Here is a 3937-nt window from a genome sequence, read left to right as displayed (position 1 = left end):
CCCGCCGCCTGCTTCTCCGCCGGTCCCGCCAATGGAACGGGGGGCCGCGAAGCCGCCGCGGCCCCTGCGCGCCGAGCCGACCAGCTTGCGCGCCGCCGCGGCGAATCCGGCGCGTTGCCGTTCGATCATCCTGCGCGGGCAATTGGGGGAGGGGCTGAGTTTTGCCGATCGGAGCTTCCTGCGTGGCCACTGCCCGGGCTGAGCGGCGCCGCGCCCTGTCCCGCGTGCTGGCGCTGGTGCTGGTGATGGCGCTGCCCTGGCTGGCGGGCTGCGCCAGCGCCCCACCCGCCGCACCGTCCACCGGGCCGGCACGGATCGCCCTGCCCTTCAGCCGGGCGGTCCCGGCCCTTACCGTCTCCCTGCTGGCCAATGCCCAGCTCGGGGCGCCGGATGCGGGCGGGCGCTATCCGATGATGGTGGACCCCTGGATCGACCAGGGCAGCGGTATGCCGGTGGAGGCCACGCGCCCGATCGAGGCGCAGATCGCCGCGCAGCTCCGGCGCTCCTATCCGCAGGTCGAGCTTCTGTCCTTCGGCGCGGCTGGCCTCGCGCGGCAGCCCCTGGTGCTGCTCGGCGCCCTGGCGCCCGTTCCGGAGGCGGAGGGCGGCCGGGCCGGCGGCTATCGCATCCGGGCGGTGATCGGCGACCTGCGCAGCGGCCGCATCGTGTCCCAGGCCGAGGTCTGGACCTGGCCGGACGGGGTGAACCTCCGCCCCACGCCCTTCTTCCGCAACAGTCCCGCCTGCGTGCCGGAACAGGGGGCGGAGGGCTATGCCCGCACCGTGGGCAGCCGGATCGGCGACCCCATCGACCCGGAATACCTGCGGCAGCTCCGGGTGGCCGCGCTGGTGAACGACGGCATCCGCGCCTACGAGGCCGGGCGCTACCGGCAGGCGCTGGCAGCCTATGAGGAAGCGAGCCGCCTGCCGGGGGGCGAGCAGATCCGCGTCTATAACGGGCTCTATTTGGCCAACCGGGCGCTGCGGCAGCCGCTGGGGGCGGAGGCCGCCTTCCGGGGGCTGGTCAAGCTGGGCCTGGCCAGCGGACGGCTTTCGGTGCGCTTCGTTTTCCGGCCGGGCTCGGCGGAATTCTGGCGCGACCCGGCGGTGAGCGGCGCCTATGAGATGTGGCTGCGCGAGATCGCCCGGCAGGCGGCGGCCGGGCCGGACTGCCTGGAGGTGATCGGCCATGCCAGCCCCAGCGGCCCGGCCGAGGCCAATCTGCGCCTGTCGCAGCAACGGGCGGAGCGGGTGCGGGACCGGCTGGTCGCCATGCAGCCGGGCCTGGGCGGCCGCCTGGCCAGCCGGGGCGCCGGGGCCAGCGAGCCGATCATCGGCAGCGGCGCGGACGATGCCAGCGACCTGCTGGACCGGAGGGTGGAGTTCCGCCCGGTGGCCTGCACCGCGCCGCCATCCTGACCGGGCGCCTCGCCTTCGGCCGTTGCTGTCGCGGCGGCCCAGGGAGACGCGCCGTTCCGGCGGTGCCGCCAAGGGCCGTGCGGGGGAGAGGCGGCCAGGGTCTTGTGATCCGCCGGGGCCGCCGCCGGAAGACGGTCGCCATTGCGGTGCGGCGAGGGGGCGGCTATCTGGACGGTTCCCTGGGCGGCACCGGACGACCTTGCCCCCACAGGCCCGCCCCCTGGGAGCCCCCTGGGACGGGCTTCCACAACGCTCTCGCGGATGGCGGCTTGTTTGCAGGATCGGCGGTCGGCTTGAATCTTCTTCTCGATGCGGTGGCGCGGCTCGGCGCGATGGTGCTGGGGCTGTGCCGGACGGTGGGGTCGGTCGCGCTCTTCGCGCTGGAGGGCGTGTCGCACCTCTTCCGGCCTCCCTACCACCTGCGGCAATTCGGCCGCGCCTTCGTGGAGGTGGCCTATTTCTCCCTGCCGGTGGTGGCGCTGACGGCGATCTTCACCGGCATGGTGCTGGCCTTGCAGTCCTATACCGGCTTCTCCCGCTTCAACGCGCAGAGCGCCATGGCCACGGTGGTGGTGATCTCGCTGACGCGCGAGCTGGGGCCGGTGCTGGCCGGGCTGATGGTGGCGGGCCGGATCGGTGCCTCCTTCGCCGCCGAGATCGGCACGATGCGCGTGACGGACCAGGTGGACGCGCTGACCACCCTGTCCACCGACCCGATGAAGTACCTCGTGGCGCCGCGCCTGCTGGCCGCGACGCTGGCCATGCCGCTGCTGGTGGCGGTGGCCGACACGCTGGGCGTGATGGGCGGCTGGATCGTGGCCACCTACAATCTCGGCTTCGTGTCCCAGTCCTATATCCGCGACACGCTGAACGCGTTGCAGGCCTTCGACGTGGTCTCCGGCCTGATCAAGGCGGCGGCCTTCGGCTTCGTGGTGGCGCTGATGGGCACCTGGTGCGGCTATTCCTCGCGCGGCGGCGCGGAGGGGGTGGGCGGGGCCACGACCTCGGCGGTGGTGTCATCCTCGATCCTGATCCTGTTCCTGGACTACATCCTGACCCAGGCCTTCTTCACCCGATGAGCGGCGCCACCCCCAAGCTGCGCCTGCGCGGGCTGCACAAGGCCTTCGGCGCCAAGAAGGTGCTGGACGGCGTGGACCTGGACGTGATGCCGGGCGAGTCCATGGTGATCCTGGGCGGCTCGGGCTCCGGCAAGTCGGTCACGATCAAGTGCATCCTGGGCCTGATCCAGCCGGATTCCGGCCGCATCGAGCTGAACGGGCGGGACCTGCTGGCCATGGACCGCTCGGAGCGGCGCGCGGTGCTGGACGGCATGGGCATGCTGTTCCAGAACGGCGCGCTCTTCGACAGCATTCCGGTCTGGGAGAATGTCTGCTTCAAGCTGTTGCAGCAGAAGCGCATCACCCGGGCCAGGGCGCGCGACAAGGCGGCCGAGGTGCTGGCCCAGGTCGGGCTGGCCGGCAGCGTGGGGGACCTGTCCCCCTCCGAACTGTCCGGCGGCATGCAGAAGCGCGTGGCATTGGCCCGGACCATCGCCTCGCAGCCCGCCATCCTGTTCTTCGACGAGCCGACCACCGGACTCGACCCGATCATGGGCGCGGTGATCGACGGGCTGATCGTGGATTGCGTCAAGCGCCTCGGCGCCACCGCCATCACCATCACCCATGACATGCACAGCGCCCGCCGGATCGGCGACCAGGCCTCGATGATCTATCAGGGGCGGATGGTTTGGACCGGCCCGGCGGCGACGCTGGGCGAGACCGGCAACGCGATGGTGGACCAGTTCGCCCGGGGCGATCGCGAGGGTCCGATCAAGATGGAGCTGCGCCGGTAACGGGGGGACAGGCGGCGCCCTCGCCGCCTCCCGTGACGGCGCGGCCGGGGAGAAGTCCTGCATGCCCGAGGCCCCTTTCGCCGCGGCCCGGGCGCGTGATGCGCGCCCCCGGCTGGCCACCACCCTGGTCTTCTTCGCCAACGGCTTCGGCTATGGCGCCTGGGCCGGCAACATCCCCTCGATCAAGCTGGGCCTTGGCCTGTCCGACGCGGCGCTGGGCCTCGCGCTGCTGGGCATGGCCATCGGCGCCATCCTGGCCATGCCGCTGACCGGGCAGGTCTCGGCGCGCTGGGGCAGCGACCGGCTGACCGTGGCCTCCGGCCTCCTGTTCGCCCTGGTGCTGGCGCTGGTGCCGCAGGCGGGCGGGTTGGCCACGCTGGTGCTCGGGCTGATGCTGCTGGGGGCGGGCAACGGGGTGATGGACGTTTCCATGAACACCCATGCGACGGTGGTGGAGAGCGGCTGGGGCGCCGCCATCATGTCCTCCTTCCACGCGGCCTTCAGCCTGGGCGGGCTGGCCGGGGCGGGGCTGGCGGGGCTGCTGCTCGCCGCTGGCCATGCGGCGCCGCTGAACCTCGCCGTGTCCGGGGTGCTGGTGGCGGCCTGCGTGCTGCTGGCCATGCCCTGGCTGCGGGTGCGGCTGTCTCTTGATCACATCTACGCACAG

5 protein-coding genes are annotated in these 3937 nt (G+C 72.4%); all 5 read left to right on the top strand.

Annotation, left to right across the window (positions count from 1 at the left end; translation table 11 throughout):
- A partial coding sequence (locus tag ROTAS13_RS27835; protein WP_216348704.1) for a hypothetical protein occupies positions 1-202 on the top strand: 202 nt, incomplete at its 5' end.
- Positions 183-1418 carry an OmpA family protein gene (locus ROTAS13_RS20585; protein ID WP_075823267.1) on the top strand — a complete coding sequence of 412 codons (1236 nt, stop codon included), beginning with the start codon at positions 183-185 and terminating at the stop codon, positions 1416-1418. The genes ROTAS13_RS27835 and ROTAS13_RS20585, both read left to right, overlap by 20 nt.
- A gap of 293 nt (positions 1419-1711) precedes the next feature.
- Entirely contained in the window at positions 1712-2497 is a 786-nt protein-coding gene (locus ROTAS13_RS20580; protein WP_019461279.1) for an ABC transporter permease, read from the top strand.
- The gene (locus tag ROTAS13_RS20575) at positions 2494-3270 is read left to right on the top strand and encodes an ABC transporter ATP-binding protein (RefSeq protein ID WP_075823266.1); all 777 of its coding nucleotides are present in this window, start codon (positions 2494-2496) and stop codon (positions 3268-3270) included. The genes ROTAS13_RS20580 and ROTAS13_RS20575 overlap by 4 nt, the downstream gene beginning before the upstream one ends.
- Before the next feature lie 61 nt (positions 3271-3331).
- Positions 3332-3937: MFS transporter (locus tag ROTAS13_RS20570; RefSeq protein WP_139323461.1), on the top strand; the 606-nt coding region annotated here is incomplete at its 3' end.

It is taken from the genome of Roseomonas sp. TAS13 (assembly GCF_001950415.1).
Lineage (GTDB): Bacteria > Pseudomonadota > Alphaproteobacteria > Acetobacterales > Acetobacteraceae > Roseomonas > Roseomonas mucosa.
Note: the sequence above shows the minus strand (reverse complement) of the source record. Positions and strands in the feature narration are given on the sequence as shown.

Coding starts and splice junctions, on each gene's coding strand:
- ROTAS13_RS20575 (WP_075823266.1), top strand. CDS start 2,494: ATGAGCGGCGCCACCCCCAAGCTGCGCCTGCGCGGGCTGCACAAGGCC.